Origin of the sequence: Streptomyces sp. NPDC048637, from assembly GCF_040650675.1 — a bacterium.
Taxonomy (GTDB): domain Bacteria; phylum Actinomycetota; class Actinomycetes; order Streptomycetales; family Streptomycetaceae; genus Streptomyces.
In genome coordinates, this window is sequence record NZ_JBEZHQ010000036.1 from 1 (window position 1) to 17,542 (window position 17,542).

Consider the following 17,542-nt stretch of genomic DNA (forward strand, 5'->3'; position numbering starts at 1 on the left):
GTGCTGTTGCCGTTCTTCTCGTTCATGACGTTCCTGATCGCGGTGCCGACCGGTGTGAAGTTCTTCAACTGGATCGGCACGATGTGGAAGGGCTCGCTGTCCTTCGAGACGCCGATGCTGTGGGCGATCGGCTTCCTGATCACCTTCACGTTCGGTGGTCTGACCGGCGTCATCCTGGCCTCGCCGCCGATGGACTTCCACATCTCCGACTCGTACTTCGTCGTGGCGCACTTCCACTACGTGGTTTTCGGCACGGTCGTCTTCGCGATGTTTGCCGGTTTCCACTTCTGGTGGCCGAAGTTCACCGGAAAGATGCTGGACGAGCGGCTCGGCAAGATCACCTTCTGGACGCTGTTCGTGGGCTTCCACGGCACCTTCCTCGTCCAGCACTGGCTCGGCGCGGAAGGCATGCTGCGCCGCATCCCCGACTATCTCGCCGCCGATGGATTCACCACTCTGAACACCGTCTCCAGCATCTTCTCCTTCCTCCTCGGACTCTCCCTCCTGCCATTCCTCTACAACGTCTGGAAGACCGCGAAGTACGGCGAGGAGGTCGAGACCGATGACCCTTGGGGCTACGGCCGTTCGCTGGAATGGGCGACGTCCTGCCCGCCGCCGCGGCACAACTTTCTCACGCTGCCGCGTATTCGCTCCGAATCCCCGGCGTTCGACCTGCACCACCCGGAGATCGCCCGCGAGATCGACGCCATGACGGCTGCCGAGGACGCCGCCGTCGCCGAAATCGGAGCACGCACATGAGTGAGGGAACGCGGATGGGCGGAGAAGCGCAGCAGGCCGAGGGAACGGAGAGCGGCGGAGAAATGCAGAAGGCCGAGGGGACGGGAAGCAGCGGAGGAATGCGGAGGGCCGCGGAAATGCAGCTGGACCAGGCCGTCAACGAGATCGAGGGATTTCTCCTCTGGGAGGCGGAGAAGGACCGGGCACGCACCCGAGCGGAGGCCTTCTGCGCCGGCCTGCCCTGGCTCACCGACACCCAGCGGCGGGAAGTGGAGCTGCGCTACTGCCAGGACCAGTGCGACGCGTCGCGGGCCTACCTGGAGCGCATCGCGACCCGGAGCGCCGCTTTGCGGACCGAGTACGAAGGTGTCTACCGGGCCCTGCGGCGACGGTTGATCACCGCATTCCTGAGCGGCTCGGTGGCCGTGGCGGTGCTGGTGGCCATGGTGGCCGTCGGTATGAGCGCACGCTGAGAGGGTGACGCCCGCCCGTGGAGCGGCCGTCACCCCTGGCTCATCGGGGCGCTCAGCCGGTGACGGTGATCTGGGAGGCGGGATCGGTCGTGTCGCTGACCGTGTAGGCGGCGTTGAACGTCGAGGTCGTCGCGCTGGTCGGACAGCCGAAACCGCCCACGACCTTCACCGGCACCGACGCATTGGTGAAGGTGAGGGTGGACGGCGCGCCGTTGGTCCAGCTGCCGTTCACCGTTGCCGCCGAGGTGGGGGCCGCGGTCACCGTGCAGGACGCCAGCCCGCTGGTCCGGAGCACGAACCCGCCGGCCGGGATGGTCAGTCCGGCGGTCACCGGTGTCCCGTACTGCATGGCCACGCCCCAGGTGCCGGTCGTGGTGACGGTCGCGCTGACACCCGGCATGCTCGTCGTGCAGGAGCCGTAGGTCGCCGGGGTGGTGGAACTGCTCACCGGGCCGGCCGGGTTCTGGTTGCCGGGCGCCGCCGGGACCTGCCCACTGGAGACGGAGGTCGAGCAGGTGACGGTCACCACTCCGGCCTTGAAGGTGGCCTTGCCGCTGAGCGTGGCGGTGAAGCTGTGACCTGCGGGGCTCACGGTCGTGGACGGCGCGGTGGCGGAGGGCGTCCCGGTCGGCTGCGCGGTCGCGGGGCTCGTCACGGCGAGGGCGAGCCCGAGGGCCGCGACGATCCCGGTTCCGGCGGTGCGTAAGACGCGCTGACGGGGCGTGCGGCGGGTGGGGTGCGTCATCGTCATCGTGGTTCTCCTTCTGAGGGGTGGGTGCCGGAGGAGCGGTACGGCAGGTGGTGCGGGCAGCGGTCCGTCCCGTACGCGGACGAGGGTGTGGGGGAGCGCGTACGGGCGGACGGCGGACAGCGGACGGCGGACGGCGGGGCGGGAGCTGGCTAGGGTTCGCAGGGCGCGGGCGCGCCGCTGCCCGGCGCGGCAGCGGATCCGGGTGCCTCGGGGGCTTCGGGTTCCGTCGGTGCGACCGGCTGCCAGGCAAAGATCATCGAGCCGCCGAGAATCCCGATGACGGTGCCGATCAGAAAGCCACCGAGGTTGGACATCACCAGCGCGGCCGCCGCACACAGCACGGTGAGCACGCCTGCGATACCCCGGTAATGCGGGGCGAACCACGCCGAGAGCCCCATCACGATCATCACCAGCCCCATCAGGACCGACGGGATGCCGGCGATCCCCTGTTGCAGCATGATCTTCAGCGGTGCCAGGGGGATGGCGCAGATCTCGGCGCCGGCGATGACGGCCGCCAGACCGCCCCAGAAGGGCCGTCCCGTCCGCCAGCGCCGCCAGGTCAGAAGCATTCCTTCTTGCCCTTGGAGATCTTCATGCTCAGACCGGACAGCTTGAAGGTGCCCGCATTGGTGGCCCAGGCGGTCTGCCGGAGCTTGCTGATGCTGACGTCATCGGCCTGCTGGGCGAAGAGGTCCTGCATGCCCTGGGCGCTGTCCGGTCCCTTGTCGAGGGTGGAGGCGTCCCGGCCGATCTCGATCTGGTGGAAGGACGCGTTGCCGGAGAGCTGGGTGGCGTCCACGAAGAGATTGGTCGCCTCGACGGGCGTGCTGCCCGTCCCGGCGCTGAGGTTGAGCGAGATGTCGCCGACGACGGGAAGATGGGTGACGACCGACTGGCACAGATGGTTCAGCTGGGCGGTCTTGATGGCGGTGACGGCGACCGGCAGGAGATCTCCCCTGGCGTTCGTGTCCACACTGCCGTACTGGGCGAATCCGTCGCCCTTGAGGCTGTCAGCGGAGACCTTGAACTGCTGTCCCGAGACGGCGAATGACGCCGCCAGTGCCCCGTTGGCCAGGGCGATGCCCAGGGCTGCGGTGCCGGCGAGCGCCGGGACGGACAGCACGGCGAACTTCCGCCAGCTGATGCGTCCCGTGACGGGTCTGCCTTGTGCGTCTTTCATGGCGGTATGTCCCCTTCGAGGAGCGGTGGAGCGCACTGTCGAAACGCGTGGGGGAATGCGTGGGCGCAGGGTTGCGCGTGGTGCTGAAGGCGCGCGCGGGGGAGCCGGGGTGAGCAGAGAGGGAGAACGTGCGGCTCGGGCGCAGACGGTGCTGAGCGGTGCGCGCAGAAGGCGAACTGCCGGGTGTTACTGGCGAGTTGAATGTAAGTCTGCCAATGACAGCTGGCAAGGTTGAGGGAGGAACCGGTTTCGGACATACCGCTGGTCCGGCTTCCTCTGTACGGCTCCGCGCGCATTGGGTGGTGGCCCAACGGGGCTACGGGCAGATGCGGTGCGCCGCGTCCGCCCGGGGGCCCATACGCCGGCGGGACGCCCACCCTCCTCGATCGGGGTGGGCGTCCCGCCCGTATGCCGGTGCGTCTCCGCCGCCGCGCTCCTGCGCCACGGCGTCGTCGTCAACCGTAGTGAACCTGCAGTTCCTTGACGCCATTGATCCAGGCCGAGCGGAGCCGGCGCGGGTCGCCCGCCAGGGAGATGCCGGGCACGGCATCCGCGATGGCGCCGAAGATCAGGTTGATCTCCAGGACGGCGAGGGACTTGCCGAGGCAGAAGTGCGGGCCGCCGCCCCCGAATCCCAGATGAGGGTTCGGGTCCCGGGTGATGTCGAAGACCTCGGGGCGGTCGAAGACCTCCGGGTCGTTGTTGGCGGAGGAGTAGAAGATCCCTACCCGCTGGCCCTTCTTGATCTCCGCGCCGCCCAGCTCGGTGTCCTGGGTGGCGGTGCGCTGGAAGGAGACCACCGGGGTCGCCCACCGGACGATCTCCTCGGCCGCCGTCCCGGGGCGCTCGCGCTTGTAGAGCTCCCACTGGTCGGGATGGGTGAGGAAGGCATGCATCCCGTGTGTGATCGCGTTACGTGTGGTCTCGTTGCCGGCCACCGCCAGCAGCAGCACGAAGAAGCCGAACTCGTCGGAGCCGAGATTCCCTTCGTGCTCCGCCGCCACCAGTTGGCTGACGATGTCCTTGGCCGGGCATTCCTTGCGGACCGCGGCCAGGTTCATCGCGTAGGAGATCAGCTCCGTGGCCGCGTTGAGGCCGACCTCTTCGGTGATGGCCAGTTCGGGATCGTCGTACGCGATCATCTTGTTCGACCAGTCGAAGATGCGCGCCCGGTCGTCCTGGGGGATGCCGATGAGTTCCGCGATGGCCTGGAGGGGGAGTTCGCAGGCGATGTCGGTGACGAAGTCCCCCGAGCCCTTCCGGCGCGCCTCAGCGACGATCTGCGCCGCCCGGTGGCGCAGCGCGTCCTCCAGGGCACGGATCGAGCGCGGGGTGAAGCCGCGCTGCACAATCTGACGGACCCTGGTGTGCTCGGGCGGGTCCATGTTCAGCATGATGAGTTTCTGTACGTCGATCTGGTCGCGGGTCATGGCCGCGTTGAAGCGGATGATCGAGGTGTTGAGGTTCGCGGAGAAGATCTCGGGCTTGGTGGACACCTCCTTGACGTCCTGGTGACGGGTGACGACCCAGTACCCGTCGTCACCGAAGCCGGCAATGCCGTGCGGCTGGGCGTTCCACCACACGGGCGCGGTCCGCCGCAGCTGTGCGAACTCGGGGAGTGGAACGCGGGACTGGTAGACGTCGGGATCGGTGAAGTCGAACCCGTCGGGCAGCGCGGGACATGGCATCGGCGGCTCCTGGTCCATCCGAGAAGTCTGACGGTTCCTCAGATATGGGTCGCGGTGAAGGTAATAACGAGTTCTACAAGTGGCAAGGGGCGTGGCGACTCCGGTTGTGGACAAGGGTGTTGCACGCCCCTTGCGCCCCGGAGCGCGTCTCATAAGACTGTTTGTAGAAGTAGAACGCGTACTAGTTCTTCTTCCGTGGGTGCCGGGACATCCGCGGACGCGAGGAGAGGACGAGTCAGTCATGGCCGCGGAACCCGTCATCGTCGAAGCAGTACGCACCCCCATCGGCAAGCGCGGAGGTGCGCTCGCCAACCTCCATCCCGCCTACCTCCTGGGTGAGACCTACCGCGAACTCCTCGCCCGTACGGGCATCCAGCCCGACTGTGTCGAACAGATCGTCGGCGGCACCGTAACCCACGCCGGCGAACAGTCCATGAACCCGGCACGCAACGCCTGGCTGACGATGGGCCTCCCGTACGAGACCGCCGCGACCACCGTGGACTGTCAGTGCGGATCCTCCCAGCAGGCCAACCACATGGTCGCCAACATGATCGCAGGCGGTGTCATCGATATCGGCATCGGCTGCGGCGTCGAGGCGATGTCCCGGGTACCGCTCGGCAGCGGCTCCAAGCACGGCCCCGGCAAGCCCTGGCCCGACGAGTGGAACGTCGACCTGCCCAACCAGTTCGAAGCGGCCGAACGCATCGCCCGAAACCGGGGGCTGACCCGGGAGAACGTCGATTCGCTCGGCCTGATCTCACAGGAGCGGGCGGCCACCGCCTGGGCCGAGGAGCGCTACAAACGGGAGACCTTCGCCGTCCAGGTACCCACCACCGAGGACGAGCAGGCCGCGGGCCAGGGCATGTGGCGGCTGGTCGACCATGACGAGGGACTGCGCGACACCAGCATGGAGGCGCTGGGCGGCCTCAAGCCCGTCATGCCGACCGCCGTCCACACGGCGGGCAACTCCTCCCAGATATCCGACGGCGCCGCCGCGCTGATGTGGGCGTCCAAGCGCATGGCACGCGCCCTCAGACTCAAGCCACGGGCCCGCATCGTGGCCCAGGCGCTCGTCGGCGCCGATCCGCACTTCCATCTGGACGGCCCCATCGACGCCACCCGCGCGGTGCTCGGCAAGGCCGGGATGTCCCTCAAGGACATTGACCTGGTCGAGATCAACGAAGCCTTCGCGTCCGTCGTGCTCTCCTGGGCGCAGGTCTTCGAACAGGACCTGGAGAAGGTGAATGTGAACGGCGGCGCCATCGCCCTCGGCCACCCGGTCGGCGCCACCGGCGCCCGGCTCATCACCACCGCACTTCACGAACTCGAACGCAGGGACAAGGAATTCGCCCTGATCACCATGTGCGCGGGCGGGGCGCTGGCGACGGGCACGATCATCCAGCGGCTGTAGCGGCTGTAGCGGCTGTAGCGGCTGTTGCGGCGAGCCGCCGGCCGTCGGCCTCCGAGGACCGCCGGGCGAGGGGCGGGGGTGTTCCCCGGCCCCTCCCCGACCTGAGGAAAACCACAGCTGAGTTGGGTGGAAATCCGCATTCTGCGGCGCGCGCGATCTCCGTACCGTCAACGACATGACGAACAGAACACCGCGCCAGCACTCGCCCTCCCCATCCTCTTCCCGTTCCCCTTCCTCCTCTCCCGCTCCCACTCCCACTCCCACTCCCGCTCCCGCTCCCGCTCCCTCCTCTTCCCCTCCGGCAGCGGCCGGGACCGGGCTCGCCTCCGGTGGGCCGTCCGCATCCGGTACGCGCGCCGGGGCGGGGGCATCGCGCGGGCAAAGACGCGTCCCGCGCGGCCTGGCCGCCGGCGCCGCCCTCGTGCTGGCGGCCCTCACCACGGCCCCGGCCCTCGCGGCGCCGTCGGCAGTGACGACACAGCCGGCAGAGTCCGGAGAGACGGTCCGCGCGGTCGCCGCACCGCGGACCGGCCAGGGGCGAGGGACACTCCTCTCCCTCACGCCCCTCGGCCGGCAGAGCCGGGCCGAGGTCATCACCCAGGCACAGAAACAAGGCATGGAGGCCGGCACCGCCCGGCATGGCGTCGCCGCATACCGCCTGACCTACCGCACGATCACCCCCGACGGCCGCCCCACCACCGCCTCCGGGCTGCTCGCCCTCCCCACGGGCAGCGGCTCCCGCCACCTCCCGCCGGTCGTCCACGCCCACGGCACCCTCGCCTACCGCGGCTACGCCCCCTCGATGACGGACGGCCCCGACCGGGCGGTGTCGGTGCTGTACGCCTCGGCCGGCCGCGCCGCCATCGCCCCCGACTACCTCGGCCTCGGCACCGGCCCCGGCCGCCACCCGTACATGGACGCCCGGTCCTCCGCCTCGGCCTCCCTCGACATGCTCCGGGCAGCGCACTCGGCCGCCCCGAAGCTCGGCGCCGCCCTCGACCGCACGGTGTCCCTCACCGGTTTCTCGCAGGGCGGGCAGGTGGCCATGGAACTGGGCCGCGAGCTGCACCGCGGCGCCGACCCCCGGTTCCGCCTCGGGATGCTTGCCCCGGTCGGCGGGCCGTATGACCTCGACGGCGCGGAACTCCCCGGGATGTTCGACGGCCGCATCGACCCCGGGTCCGCCGTCTTCTACCTCTCCTTCTTCCTCACCGCCCAGAACCGCCTGCACCCGCTCTACAACGACCCCGCCGAAGTGTTCCGCGCCCCCTACGCCGACCGGGTCGAGGACCTCTTCGACAGTGAACACCCGGCGGAAGACATCGCCGGCAAGCTGCCCGAACGCCTCGAAGACCTGCTGACAGACACCTGGTACCAAAAACTCCGGCACCCTTCCGGGGCCCTGCTGGAAGCGCTCCGCGCCAACGACCGCACCTGCGACTGGAAGCCGGGCCGAGGCGTGCGGATAACCCTCTACTCCGCCACCGGCGACCGGGATGTCCCCCTAGCCAACACCCGCAGCTGCGCACGGCAGTTGGCCGACCACGGCGCCAGGGCCACGGTTGTCGACCAGGGCGCCGACGCCGACCACAACACGTCCTTCCTGCGCTCGGAGCCGTCACTCGCCCGCACGCTGCCCCGCGCCCGCTGATACGGCTCCGGAGGGGATACGGCTCCGGAGGGCCCCTGGGGCGTCCGGCGATGCGGCCGACGATCACCCGCGGCCAGCGGTCACCGGCCAGAGGTCAGCGGTCACTGGCCAGCGGTCACCGGCCAGAGGCCAGCGGTCACCGGCCACCCGGCAGGGGTGGGCCGCAGGTCAGCGGGAGGCGGCCCCTCGGGGCGGATCGGGAGCGAAGGAGGTGGGGACGTCGAAGGCCGCGCGGCGCGTGGCGCGGCGCAGGGCCTTGAGGACGGTGCCCCCGAGGGTGAAGGTGAGGATCACGGTGACCAGAGCCCGGGGGAGGTCCCAACCGAGGGAGGTGGCAAGGCAGTAGGCGAGATAGCGGGCGAGGTTCTGATCGAGCGGGTCGCCCGGGACGAAGGAGACCCCTGAGGTCAGGCCCGCGATATAGGGCCAGCCCTGGAGGTTCATGACCAGGCCGTAGAGGACGGCGGAGATGGCTCCGTAGGCGGCGAGCACGACGAGTTCACCGCGGCCGCGCAGCCGGTCGGGCCCCGGCAGCAGGCCGGCGCCCATCGACACCCACCCCATCGTCAGCATCTGGAACGGCATCCAGGGGCCGACACCGCCGGTCAGCAGCGCCGACGCGAACATCGCCACGGAACCCAGTACGAATCCGAACCCGGGCCCCAGGACCCGGCCCGAGAGCACCATCAGGAAGAACATCGGCTCGATGCCGGCCGTCCCCGCGCCCAGGGGGCGCATCGCGGCCCCGGCCGCGGCCAGTACGCCGAGCATCGCGATGGCCTTGGCGTCCAGGCCGCTGTCGGCAATGGTGGCCACGACGACGGCGAGCAGCATCGGCAGCAGCGCGGCGAACAGCCAGGGCGCGTCCTTGGAATGGGCGAGCCCGGAGGCGGAGTCGGCGAGCAGCGGCCAGCCGAAAGCCATCACGCCGATGGCCGAGATCAGGGCCAGAGCGGCAATGGAGCGGGGACCGAGCCGAACGGCACGGACCTGGTGACCGGTGCCGGGGCGGCCGGAGCCGGAGACGGGGCCGAGGCCCTCCGGACGGGGTGGGGGCACGGTCATGCGAGGGCCTCCAGGGCGCGGGCCACCTGAGGAACGGTCAGCCAGGGCAGCGGAGCGAGGACCTTGGCGACCTGCGGCGCGAAGGAAGGAGAGGAGACCACGACCTCATCGGTGGGACCGTCGGCGACGATCTCGCCGTCGGCGAGGATGACGACGCGGTGCGCCAGTTCGGCGGCGAGTTCCACGTCATGGGTGGCCAGGACGATGGCGTGGCCCTCGGCGGCCAGGTCGCGCAGCACCTCGATCAGACGGGCCTTGGCGGCGTAGTCCAGACCGCGGGTGGGCTCGTCGAGAAGGAGCAGAGGCGGACGGGCGGTCAGCACGACCGCGAGGGCAAGGGCGAGCCGTTGGCCCTCGGACAGATCACGGGGGTGAACGGATTCCGGGACATCCGGCAGCAGCCGGGCGACCAGGGCCCGGCAGCTGCCGGCGGGGGCGCCCGCGTCCTGGTCGGCCGCGGTGCACTCGGCGGCGACGGTGTCCGCGTAGAGGAGGTCACGAGGTTCCTGGGGGACCAGCCCGACATGCCGCAGGAGGTCTCCGGGACTGGTGCGGTGCGGGACGGCGCCACCGACCCGCACCGTGCCGGACGACGGCTGATGCATCCCGACGAGGGTGGTGAGCAGGGTGGATTTCCCCGCACCGTTACGCCCCATCAGAGCGATCGTCTCGCCACCCCGCACGGTCAGATCCACCCCGTGCAGCGCCTCGGTCCGCCCCCGGCGCACACCGAGCCCGGAGACGTCCGCGGCAGCATCCGGCGTTGCCGGCGTGCCCCCCGTGCCCCTTCCTGGCGCCTGTGGCGGGACGCCCGTCAGCTGCTCGCGCAGGGGGGCGGCCTTGCGGCGGGCATCGCGGACGGAGAGGGGGAGAGGGGACCAGCGGGCGAGGCGGCCGAGGGCCACGACCGGAGGGTGGACGGGAGAGACGGCCATGATCTCGGCGGGGGTGCCCATGACCGGGGGCGCGCCGGGGGAGGGAAGCAGGATGACCTGGTCGGCGTACTGGACCACGCGCTCCAGACGGTGTTCGGCCAGCAGGACCGTGGTACCGAGGTCATGCACCAGCCGCTGGAGGACGGAGAGCACCTCTTCGGCCGCGGCGGGGTCGAGCGCCGAGGTCGGCTCGTCGAGGACCAGGACCTTGGGGTGGGTGGTGAGGACCGACCCGATCGCCACCCGCTGCATCTGCCCGCCCGAGAGCGTGGTGATCGCACGGTCGCGCAGCTCGGCCAGGCCCAGCAGGTCGAGGGTCTCCTCGACACGGCGGCGCATCACCTCGGGGGTGAGGCCGAGCGATTCCATGCCGTAGGCGAGTTCGTCCTCGACGGTGTCGGTGACGAAGTGGGCCAGCGGGTCCTGGCCCACGGTGCCGACGACATCGGCCAGTTCACGCGGTTTGTGGGTGCGGGTGTCACGGCCGTCGACGGTGACCCGGCCGCGCAGAGTGCCGCCGGTGAAGTGCGGGACGAGGCCGCAGACGGCGTTCAGGACGGTGGACTTGCCGACGCCGGACGGGCCGACCAGGAGACACAGTTCGCCCTCGGGGACGGTCAGGTCGATGCCCTGGACGGCGGGCGCCGCGGCATCACCGTAGGTGACCGAGACCTGCTCGAACCGGATCACGGGGTGGGCTCCTTCGTACACGGATCGACATCAGAGGCACGGCGGCCGCCACGGGACGCACCACGGGACCCGGCACGGTCCGCGCTCGACGGGAGCGGGGCGACGAACGCGGGCAGCAGCCCCACGAGAACGGAAACGGCCGGCCAGAGAGGGAGGACGGGGGCGGTGAGCGGGACGGCGGGCGGGTGCAGGGCGGCCGGCGCATAGTCGTTCGCCCAGATCATCAGGGCGGCGACGGCCATGCCGGAGCCCGCGACCAGCCAGGCGCGGGCGCCCCACCGCTCGGGTCGGTAGCGGCTGCGCACCGTCCGGCGGCCACCGAGCCACAGCCCGGCGAGCGCCGCCGCCAGCCCGGCGAGGAGCAGTGGCAGCCCGTAGCCGCCCCCGGTGTCGCCCAACAGCCCATAGGTTCCTGCGCAGACGCCGAGCAGCCCGCTGAGGGTGAGCACGGACGTGGTGTGCCGTACGGCGGGCGGCACCTGGGCGCTGCGGCCGTAGCCGCGCGCGTCCATGGCCGCGGCCAGCGCCACCGAACGCTCCAGCGCACCCTCCAGCACCGGCAGCCCGACCTGGAGGAGTGCCTTGAACCCGCGGTCGGGACGCCCGCGCAGCCGGCGGGCGGCGCGCAGCCGCTGGACGTCGGCGACCAGGTTCGGTGCGAAGGTCATCGCGACGACCACCGCGACGCCCGCTTCGTAGAGCGCACCGGGCAGGGACTTCAGGAGCCGGGCGGGGTTGGCGAGCGCATTGGCGGCGCCCACACAGATGAGGAGGGTGGCCAGTTTCAGCCCGTCGTACAGGGCGAAGACCATGCCCTCCGCGGTGACCCGGCCACCGATCCGGACGCCCTTCGCCCAGTCCGGCAGCGGCACTTCGGGCAAGGTGACGAGGGTGTGCGTACCGGGAATCGGCGAGCCGAGGAAGAAGGCGAAGACCAGCCGGATGGCGATCACGACCAGCCCGAGTTTGACGAACGCGCCGTACGAGCGGGCCCACGGCGCGTCCGTGCGGCGCGCCGCGACGACATACCCGGCCACGCCCACCAGCAGCCCCAGCAGCAGCGGATCGGTGGTGCGGGAGGCCGCGGTGGCCAGGCCCAGCGCCCACAGCCACCAGGCGCCGGAGTGCAGCGCGGTGGTGCGGGTCGCCTGCGGGGCGCTCATCCGCGTCGGCGGCGTGCCTGCCACACCGCTGCCGCACCCAGGAGGACGACGGCCGCGACCCCGCCGAGCAGCCCGGCGGACGGCCCGCCGTCCCCGCTCCCGTCGCCCCCGCCGTTCGCGCCGTCACGGTCCCCCGCCGCCCCCGCGGACGGCGCAGCGGAGGCCCCGGCCCCCTTCGACCCGTTCACGGCCTCCGCGCACCCCGCCTTCGGATAGCCGGCGATGGCACACAGCAAGGCGTTGGCGTCGTAGCGCAGCGGCCGGGCGACCGCCGCCAGCGCCTCGCCCGCCGAGGCGTCCTCGGACACCTGGGCACACTCCGACCTGGCCTTCGGCGGCCGCTCGCCGCCGGGCGCGTCCGCCGCGGTGCCGAAGTCCAGGACGATGCCGATCCGCTTGCGGCCGTCCTTGGCGGGGGTGTCGCGGCAGATCGCATCGAAGCCGGCGGCCGTGCGCGGCTTGCCGGCCGCGGCGGAGTCTGCGCCGACGGTGAAGCGGAAGCCCTCGACCGCGCCGTCGGCCGGCCGCAGGGTGGCCGGCCCCTGGGTGGCATACGTCCAGGAGCCGCCCTTGCTGTCCCAGAACGACCAGTAGCGATACTCCTGCCCCTGCGCGGGCCCGGCGGCCAGGCCGGTGACCGTACCGGCCAGCAGCACGGCGCCGGCGATCCTGGTACGCCGCATCAGAGCTGGTTCTTCTTACGGTTGCTCAGCAGGAACCCGATGCCGGCGCCGATGGCGAGGCCGACGCCGATGACCCACCACACGCTGATGCTGCCGCCGTCCGTGGAGTCCTCGGCGTCCTCGGTGTCCTTTTGCGGTGCGGCGGCCGGCTTGGGGCCGGTGGCGTTGAGCGCGGCCACCAGGTCGGTGCCGCCGAAGGAGCGGGGGTCGGTGCCGGTGGCATGCGCGGCCAGCACCAGCTGGGCGTACGCGGCGGGGCCGCTCTGCCCGGCCCAGTCCGCTGCGTTCTTCTCCAGCCACTTCAGCGGCTTCGCGGCGGCGGCACCGTGCCCGCCGGCCGCCAGCGCCACCACGGCGTCGGCGGTGTTGCCGACGTCGGGCTGCTTCTCGGCGCCCGGCATCGCGGAGAGCAGATGCTGCCCGTTCTTGTCGAGCTGGGCGACGAGGTAGGCGCCGCCGCCCTCCGCTGCCTGTGCCGGATCGCCCTTGCCCGCCTTCTCGCTCCCGTCCTTGCAGTTCAGCGGCTTGACCGGGGTCTCTTCCCGGTGATCGGCGGGCGCGACGACAAAGCCCTTGCCGCGGGCTCCGGTCGCGGCGGCCGCCGTGGCGTCGGCGTTCGGGGCGGCGCCCTTGAGCTGGAAGGTGAACGCGCCGCGCTCGCCCTCCTTCGCGTCGCAGCCCAGCTGGAAGGTGAGCAGCCCGTCGTAGGGGGTCTTGCCGCCCTTCTTCGACGTCACCGACTGCGGCTTCTCACCCGCCGCCGCGAGGGCGCCGATGACCACGGACGTGGAGTTGGCGTCGCTGGCCGAACCGGCCATCGAACTCCAGCCGCCGTCCTCGTTCTGCACCGATTTCAGCCAGTCCACGGCCTTCTTCACGGCGTCACCGTGCCCGCCGAGCGCGGCCAGCGCCTGCACCGCGGCGGCCGTCTGGTTGGTGTCCCGCATGGTCTTGCTGTCGCAGGGCTTGCCGGGCTCGGCGCGGAAGGCGGTGAACGAGCCGTCGGCGCACTGCTGCCCGACCAGCCAGCGCACGGCGGGCGCCGCGGGCCGCAGCCCCACCGTGTCCTGTGCCAGCAGCGCGAGCGACTGCCGCCAGACCCCGTCGTACTGCGGGTCCTTGGTGCCGTACAGGCCGTCCGGCAGCTTCTTGGGGGACGCGGACGGGGAGTCGGCGTACGCGGCGGGGGCAGCGGCCGCGCCCAGCACCGCCGCGGCAGCCAGCGCCGTGGCGGCGCGGCGCGCCAGGAGGGCGACGGGGTGCGTCAGGGGGGCCTGGTGAGCCATGGAAGCCATGGGGGCCATCGGGTCGGTGCCTCTCGGGTCGGGTCGTGGCGATGTACGCAGCCACGCTCGGCCGGCCACCCGCGCGCCGATCCCCTTGGATCGCGGACGCGGTGGCACCGGGCTCAGCTCCGTATACCTCGACGGTGCCGCGCACCGGCCGTCCGTGTGGCGGACGGTTCCGGTGGCGGGAGCCTTGGTCGTGCCCTCTCGGGTGCTCCGGCTCGTACGGCCGTCCCTGCCGGGTCAGCCGGCGCGGTACGGACGGGCCGTCCTCACGGTTGCGGGTCAGCGCCGGATTTCCACCGGCTTCCCCCGATCGGGTACGGATGAAGTTGTCCCGCACACCTTAACCGGCACCCGGCGGGCGCTCGCTCGCACGTACGAGCCGACCGAACCAGACGCGAGCCGGGCGGAGCCGCGCACGAGCTGGGCGGACGGGATCCGGGCACAAGCCGGGCACGCAGGCCGGGCGCGAGCCAGTCACGGGCCGGGCGAACGGATCCGGGCGAACGGAGCCGGGCGCGAGCCAGTCACGGGCCGAGCGCACGGAGGCTGGGCGCCGAACCGGCCATGCGCCGAACCGGCCGGGCGCCGGGTACACGTCAACCAGCCCGCTCGTCCCCCCTCCCCCTCCCCCTCCCACCCCGCATCGCCGCGGAATTCGCCACAGAACGCGAGGACGAGACGACCGCTACCCCACCGCCTGGTACCTCACCGGATCGGAGCCCGGCACCCGCTCCGCATGCCCCAGCTTCACCAGACGGCGCAGATGGGCCTCGGCCTCCGAGACAGCGATGTTGCGGGAGCCGTACGGGATCTGCTCCCAGGGGCGGTTCCACTCCATGGCCACGGCGAGCTGCCAGACGGTGCGCGGTTCCTGGAGCAGGGTTCGCAGCCGGGCCAGCCGCTCCTCGTGGTGGGTGATCAGCTCGCGCACCCGGCCGCCGGCGTCGGCGAAGGCGTGCTGGTGCGCGGGCAGTACCTCGGCGGGGGCGAGCCGGCCGACGCGTTCGAGGGAGTCGAGGTAGTCGCCCAGCGGGTCGGTGCCCTCCTGCAAGCTCGCCATGTCGTGCGGGCCGGGAGGACCTCCCTCGTCGTCCGGGGCCTGGTACCGGCCGATGTGCGGGGTGATGCCGGGCAGGAGGTGGTCGCCGGAGAACAGCCGGCCGAAGCCGGGGGCCCGCGCCGAGGGATGTTCCTCCTCCAGGTGGAGGCACACATGCCCGGGGGTGTGACCGGGCGTCCAGATGGCGCGCACCCGGCGCCCCGGCAGGTCGAGCAGCGCGCCGGGTTCGATGCCGCGGTCCGGCAGTGCGGCCCGCCGGCCGGGCAGTTTCCGGCCGCCTCCGGTGGCGCGTGCCGTGCGCAGGGGCGCCAGATGGTCGTCCGGTGCGCCCGCGGCCGCGAGCTTGGTGAGCAGGTAGTCGAGCCACTGGCCGGGTTCGGCCGCGCGTGTGCGGCGGACCACCGCGGTGTCGGCGGCGTGCATCGCGATCCAGGCGCCGGAGGCCTCCCGGACCTTGGCGGACAGACCGTGGTGGTCGGGGTGGTGGTGGGTGATCAGGACGCCGTGGAGATCGGTGAGGTCGAACCCGCAGGCGGTGACGCCGGCGACGAGGGTGTCCCAGGAGTCCGGGTCGTCCCAGCCGGTGTCGATGAGCACCGGCCCGCGGTCGGTCTCCAGGAGGTGGACGAGGGTGTGGCCGAGCGGGTTGTCCGGGATGGGAACGGCGATGCTCCACACCCCGCCCTTGTGGTCGGTCACCTGCGTGGTCATCCCGGTCCCCTCTCGGTGTGGCCTACACCCGGTACCCGGCCTCACTATAACTAGAACTCGTTTCAATGCGGCCTGAAATGCCCCTCCTGCTGGGGTGAGTTGGGATTCGGCCGGTGCCGTGGACTCCTCGAACTAGAACTGGTATCAGTTCGTGATGCGGTGAGCCGGCGAACGCGCAGGCCGAGGATTTGGGTCGGATGCGCCGCCGGCAAGCGCGTCCGATGCACCTCGGCAAGGACAGGGAACCGGCAGGGATCGCCGGACAGGCGGCCAACCCGCAGGAGGCGGCAGCGATGAGCGACCTCGTCGAGCACGGAAAGCTCTACATAGGCGGTGAGTGGGCCGATCCGGCCGGCCGGGACACGATCGAGGTCGTCTCGCCCCACACCGAACAGGTCATCGGCCGGGTGCCGCACGCCTCGCGGGCCGATGTCGACCGTGCGGTGGCAGCGGCCCGTGCGTCCTTCGCGTCCGGGGTGTGGGCGAACACCCCGCTGGCGGACCGGATCGCGGTGGTGACCCGTATCAAGGACGCCTTCGCGGCCCGCAGCGAGGAGATCGCCAGGGTCATCAGCGCGGAGAACGGCACCCCGTTCACCTCCGGTGTCATGGTGCAGTCGCTGGCCGCGATGCTGGTGTGGGACGCGGCGCTCACGGTGGCCCGCGACTTCCCGTTCGAGGAGCGGCGGAGCGGGGTGCTGGGGCCGCTGCTGGTGCGGCGGGAGCCGGCCGGAGTGGTCGCGGCCGTGGTGCCGTGGAACGTCCCGCAGTTCACCGCCGCCGCCAAGCTCGCGCCGGCGCTGCTGGCCGGCTGCTCGGTGGTGCTGAAGGTGTCACCGGAGACCCCGCTGGACGCGTACCTGCTCGCGGAGATCGTGACGGAGGCCGGGCTGCCGGCCGGGGTGCTGTCGATCCTGCCGGCGGACCGCGAGGTGAGCGAGTACCTGGTCGGGCACCCGGGCGTGGACCAGGTGTCGTTCACCGGCTCGGTGGCGGCGGGCAAGCGGGTCATGGAGGTCGCGGCCCGCAATCTCAGCCGGGTCACGCTGGAGCTCGGCGGCAAATCCGCGGCGGTGATCCTGCCGGACGCGGATCTGGACGCGGCGGTGGCCGGCATCGTGCCGTTCGCCTGGATGATCAACGGCCAGGCCTGTGTGGCGCAGACGCGGATCCTCGCCCCGCGCAGCCGCTATGACGAGATCGCCGAGCGGTTCACCGCGGCGGCCTCGGCGCTCACCGTCGGCGACCCGCTGGATCCGGCCACCGAGGTCGGCCCGCTGGTCGCCCGCCGTCAGCAGCAGCGCTCGCTGGACTACATCGCGCTCGGGCAGAAGGAAGGCGCCAAGGTGCTGACCGGCGGCGGCCGACCCAAGGGGCAGGCCACGGGCTGGTATGTCGAGCCGACCCTCTTCGGCGGGGTCGACAACTCCATGCGGATCGCCCGTGAGGAGATCTTCGGCCCGGTCATCTGTCTGCTGCCGTACGACGACGAGGCGGCGGCGGTACGGATCGCCAACGACTCCGACTACGGGCTCTCCGGCTCGGTGTGGACGGCCGATGTCGACCACGGCATCGAGATCGCCCGGCAGGTGCGCACCGGTACGTACTCGGTGAACACCTTCAGTATCGACATGCTCGGCCCGTTCGGCGGCTACAAGAACTCCGGCATCGGGCGGGAGTTCGGGCCCGAGGGCTTCGGTGAATATCTGGAGCACAAGATGATCCATCTGCCGGCGGGTGCCTGATGGGGGACCGCTGGCAGGTGGTGGTGGACCGGAGTGTCTGCATCGGGTCGGGGATGTGCGCCGCCGCGGCGCCGGACGGCTTCCGGCTCGACGCGGCCCGGCAGTCGCACCCGGTGGCGCCGGAGGCGGACGCCGCCGAGAGCCTCCTGGCGGCGGCCGAGGGGTGCCCCGTGGAGGCGATCACCCTCACCGTGTCCGGCAGCGGCGAGGCGGTCTTCCCGCCGGAGGAGTGAGCGACGGCCCGCACCGCCGGCGGCGTGGCGGCCCGGGGTGCGGGGCGGGCTGCGGGGCGGGTGCCCCGTGGCG

The 17,542-nt window shown here is 71.6% G+C and carries 16 protein-coding genes and 1 riboswitch; of the genes, 6 read left to right on the forward strand and 10 right to left on the reverse strand.

Annotation, left to right across the window (positions count from 1 at the left end; translation table 11 throughout):
- Together AB0C46_RS31815 and AB0C46_RS31820 are read left to right on the forward strand one after the other, a co-directional pair.
- On the forward strand, window positions 1-759 hold a 759-nt coding region (locus AB0C46_RS31815; protein WP_362832087.1), incomplete at its 5' end, for a cbb3-type cytochrome c oxidase subunit I.
- Window positions 756-1,211: a hypothetical protein gene (locus AB0C46_RS31820; RefSeq protein ID WP_362832088.1), complete on the forward strand. Its 456-nt coding sequence runs from the start codon at window positions 756-758 to the stop codon at window positions 1,209-1,211. The genes AB0C46_RS31815 and AB0C46_RS31820, both read left to right, overlap by 4 nt.
- 52 nt (window positions 1,212-1,263) lie before the next feature.
- Here the strand turns inward: AB0C46_RS31820 and AB0C46_RS31825 are convergent, their stop codons facing one another.
- From AB0C46_RS31825 to AB0C46_RS31840, 4 genes are all read right to left on the reverse strand, one after another.
- A complete protein-coding gene (locus AB0C46_RS31825) occupies window positions 1,264-1,962 on the reverse strand; it encodes a hypothetical protein (RefSeq protein ID WP_362832089.1) in 699 nt (232 codons plus the stop codon).
- 149 nt (window positions 1,963-2,111) lie between these two features.
- A complete protein-coding gene (locus AB0C46_RS31830; RefSeq protein ID WP_362832091.1) occupies window positions 2,112-2,531 on the reverse strand; it encodes a DUF6114 domain-containing protein in 420 nt (139 codons plus the stop codon).
- Complete coding sequence (locus AB0C46_RS31835) at window positions 2,522-3,142, reverse strand: DUF6230 family protein (RefSeq protein ID WP_362832092.1); 621 nt, start codon at window positions 3,140-3,142, stop codon at window positions 2,522-2,524. The genes AB0C46_RS31830 and AB0C46_RS31835 overlap by 10 nt, the downstream gene beginning before the upstream one ends.
- A 455-nt stretch (window positions 3,143-3,597) precedes the next feature.
- A complete protein-coding gene (locus AB0C46_RS31840; RefSeq protein WP_362832094.1) occupies window positions 3,598-4,830 on the reverse strand; it encodes a cytochrome P450 in 1,233 nt (410 codons plus the stop codon).
- A gap of 241 nt (window positions 4,831-5,071) precedes the next feature.
- Between AB0C46_RS31840 and AB0C46_RS31845 the strand changes: the two genes are divergently transcribed.
- Together AB0C46_RS31845 and AB0C46_RS31850 are read left to right on the forward strand one after the other, a co-directional pair.
- Window positions 5,072-6,241 (forward strand): steroid 3-ketoacyl-CoA thiolase, encoded by a 1,170-nt coding sequence (locus AB0C46_RS31845; RefSeq protein WP_362832095.1) that lies wholly within the window; start codon window positions 5,072-5,074, stop codon window positions 6,239-6,241.
- Window positions 6,242-6,710: 469 nt separating this feature from the next.
- Entirely contained in the window at window positions 6,711-7,892 is a 1,182-nt protein-coding gene (locus AB0C46_RS31850; protein ID WP_362832096.1) for an alpha/beta hydrolase, read from the forward strand.
- Window positions 7,893-8,060: 168 nt separating this feature from the next.
- Here AB0C46_RS31850 and AB0C46_RS31855 read toward each other — a convergent pair whose 3' ends face one another.
- From AB0C46_RS31855 to AB0C46_RS31880, 6 genes are all read right to left on the reverse strand, one after another.
- On the reverse strand, window positions 8,061-8,957 hold the full coding sequence (locus tag AB0C46_RS31855; RefSeq protein WP_362832097.1) for an ECF transporter S component: 897 nt from the start codon (window positions 8,955-8,957) through the stop codon (window positions 8,061-8,063).
- Window positions 8,954-10,582 (reverse strand): ATP-binding cassette domain-containing protein, encoded by a 1,629-nt coding sequence (locus AB0C46_RS31860; RefSeq protein ID WP_362832098.1) that lies wholly within the window; start codon window positions 10,580-10,582, stop codon window positions 8,954-8,956. Before AB0C46_RS31860 ends, AB0C46_RS31855 begins: the two co-directional genes overlap by 4 nt.
- Window positions 10,579-11,745, reverse strand: coding sequence for a CbiQ family ECF transporter T component (locus tag AB0C46_RS31865; RefSeq protein WP_362832177.1), 1,167 nt, complete (start codon window positions 11,743-11,745; stop codon window positions 10,579-10,581). The genes AB0C46_RS31860 and AB0C46_RS31865 overlap by 4 nt, the downstream gene beginning before the upstream one ends.
- A complete protein-coding gene (locus AB0C46_RS31870) occupies window positions 11,742-12,428 on the reverse strand; it encodes an SCO2322 family protein (RefSeq protein ID WP_362832099.1) in 687 nt (228 codons plus the stop codon). Before AB0C46_RS31870 ends, AB0C46_RS31865 begins: the two co-directional genes overlap by 4 nt.
- A complete protein-coding gene (locus tag AB0C46_RS31875; protein ID WP_362832101.1) occupies window positions 12,428-13,732 on the reverse strand; it encodes a prenyltransferase/squalene oxidase repeat-containing protein in 1,305 nt (434 codons plus the stop codon). The genes AB0C46_RS31870 and AB0C46_RS31875 overlap by 1 nt, the downstream gene beginning before the upstream one ends.
- Before the next feature lie 170 nt (window positions 13,733-13,902).
- Window positions 13,903-14,064, reverse strand: a riboswitch (cobalamin riboswitch).
- Between the two features lie 341 nt (window positions 14,065-14,405).
- Entirely contained in the window at window positions 14,406-15,491 is a 1,086-nt protein-coding gene (locus AB0C46_RS31880; protein ID WP_362832102.1) for an MBL fold metallo-hydrolase, read from the reverse strand.
- 293 nt (window positions 15,492-15,784) lie between these two features.
- Here AB0C46_RS31880 and AB0C46_RS31885 point away from each other — a divergent pair, with 293 nt between their 5' ends.
- Both AB0C46_RS31885 and AB0C46_RS31890 read left to right on the forward strand, forming a co-directional pair.
- Entirely contained in the window at window positions 15,785-17,236 is a 1,452-nt protein-coding gene (locus AB0C46_RS31885; protein ID WP_362832178.1) for an aldehyde dehydrogenase, read from the forward strand.
- The gene (locus AB0C46_RS31890) at window positions 17,236-17,469 is read left to right on the forward strand and encodes a ferredoxin (protein ID WP_362832104.1); all 234 of its coding nucleotides are present in this window, start codon (window positions 17,236-17,238) and stop codon (window positions 17,467-17,469) included. The genes AB0C46_RS31885 and AB0C46_RS31890 overlap by 1 nt, the downstream gene beginning before the upstream one ends.
- Window positions 17,470-17,542: the final 73 nt, after the last annotated feature.

Coding starts and splice junctions, on each gene's coding strand:
- AB0C46_RS31835 (WP_362832092.1), bottom strand. CDS start 3,142: ATGAAAGACGCACAAGGCAGACCCGTCACGGGACGCATCAGCTGGCGG.
- AB0C46_RS31825 (WP_362832089.1), bottom strand. CDS start 1,962: ATGACGATGACGCACCCCACCCGCCGCACGCCCCGTCAGCGCGTCTTA.
- AB0C46_RS31855 (WP_362832097.1), bottom strand. CDS start 8,957: ATGACCGTGCCCCCACCCCGTCCGGAGGGCCTCGGCCCCGTCTCCGGC.
- AB0C46_RS31830 (WP_362832091.1), bottom strand. CDS start 2,531: ATGCTTCTGACCTGGCGGCGCTGGCGGACGGGACGGCCCTTCTGGGGC.
- AB0C46_RS31865 (WP_362832177.1), bottom strand. CDS start 11,745: ATGAGCGCCCCGCAGGCGACCCGCACCACCGCGCTGCACTCCGGCGCC.
- AB0C46_RS31885 (WP_362832178.1), top strand. CDS start 15,785: ATGAGCGACCTCGTCGAGCACGGAAAGCTCTACATAGGCGGTGAGTGG.
- AB0C46_RS31890 (WP_362832104.1), top strand. CDS start 17,236: ATGGGGGACCGCTGGCAGGTGGTGGTGGACCGGAGTGTCTGCATCGGG.
- AB0C46_RS31840 (WP_362832094.1), bottom strand. CDS start 4,830: ATGCCATGTCCCGCGCTGCCCGACGGGTTCGACTTCACCGATCCCGAC.
- AB0C46_RS31870 (WP_362832099.1), bottom strand. CDS start 12,428: ATGCGGCGTACCAGGATCGCCGGCGCCGTGCTGCTGGCCGGTACGGTC.
- AB0C46_RS31875 (WP_362832101.1), bottom strand. CDS start 13,732: ATGGCCCCCATGGCTTCCATGGCTCACCAGGCCCCCCTGACGCACCCC.
- AB0C46_RS31845 (WP_362832095.1), top strand. CDS start 5,072: ATGGCCGCGGAACCCGTCATCGTCGAAGCAGTACGCACCCCCATCGGC.
- AB0C46_RS31820 (WP_362832088.1), top strand. CDS start 756: ATGAGTGAGGGAACGCGGATGGGCGGAGAAGCGCAGCAGGCCGAGGGA.
- AB0C46_RS31880 (WP_362832102.1), bottom strand. CDS start 15,491: ATGACCACGCAGGTGACCGACCACAAGGGCGGGGTGTGGAGCATCGCC.